Here is a 1,092-nt window from a genome sequence, read left to right as displayed (position 1 = left end):
AACGTCTTTTGTATGTTGCGTTTGCCTGCCGAAGGCGGCATATGCAATATACAAATTGTTGTGGCACGTTTTTAAATATTCATTCCGTAGTCCCACTTTTTTATTCCTTTTTCTTTTAGCTTTTCTTTCATATCATCTTCTAGCCAAAAAAATAGGTTCGTATATTTTACTGTTTTTGAGTTTAGTAGAAAATTTGTTGCTTGTTTAAAAAGCTCTTTACGATAAGCAGCTTTGAAGTTTTCAGGAAAGAACAACAAAAAGATTTCTAAATTTGGTAATTGATTTATATTAGTGATGTCTGTTAATCTACTATTGTTATCAATTTGAATCCTTTTTAAGTTTTTTAATCCACTTAAGTCAGGTAAGCTTTCCATTTTTGACATTCCTTCGAAATATAGAGAATTTAAGTTGTCCATAGATTTCAAAAAATCATAATTAGGAATTTGTCTTGTTCTACTTATTTCAAGAGTTTTGATACTTTTTACGTTGGCAATTGCGTCAAGATTTTTATAACTTCCAAATAGTAAACGCAATTGTACCAGATTATTAAGACTGTTGATTAAATTCAGGTCATTCATTTTTACTCCGCGAAATGTCAGACGTTCAAGTTTTGAAAGTTCAGCCGCATTTTCCAGTCCTTTTTTCATTCCGTCAATCCATAAAGATGTTAAGTCTTTAAATTCCTTAATGAAACTTAAATTAACCGCAGTTGATTTAGTTTCTCCTACTGCTAAATCTGTCAATTTTTTATTTAATAGCAAAGGTGTGTAATCAGATGTGTTAAATGAAGAAATATCAAAATTTCTTAAAGAAGGTAATTGGGAATAAAAGTCAAAATTGATTTGATCATACCATACTATTCTTAATCCAATTTTCGGATATTTTTCGTAAAATTCATATAAGGCATTCCAAGTCCTTTTTTTAGGATTTTTAAATTCAAAAAATTGAAGTGAATGAATATCTTTTTCTTCAATTAGTTCAGGAATATCTGAAGGCTTTAAGTCATCATATATATTAATGTTACCATTAAAGTTTCCCCATCTTTTCTTTTTATTGAATATTCCCATTTAATTTTTCCTATGTGCTACAACG

The 1,092-nt window shown here is 28.9% G+C and carries 1 protein-coding gene; it reads right to left on the bottom strand.

Annotation, left to right across the window (positions count from 1 at the left end; genetic code table 11):
- Positions 1-71: 71 nt before the first annotated feature.
- Positions 72-1,067, bottom strand: a complete 996-nt coding sequence (locus tag FOF46_RS30905) for a hypothetical protein (protein ID WP_143919263.1) — start codon at positions 1,065-1,067, stop codon at positions 72-74.
- Positions 1,068-1,092: the final 25 nt, after the last annotated feature.

It is taken from the genome of Aquimarina algiphila, assembly GCF_007489275.1.
Classification (GTDB): Bacteria; Bacteroidota; Bacteroidia; order Flavobacteriales; family Flavobacteriaceae; genus Aquimarina; species Aquimarina algiphila.
This window is presented reverse-complemented; position numbering and strand designations above follow the sequence as displayed.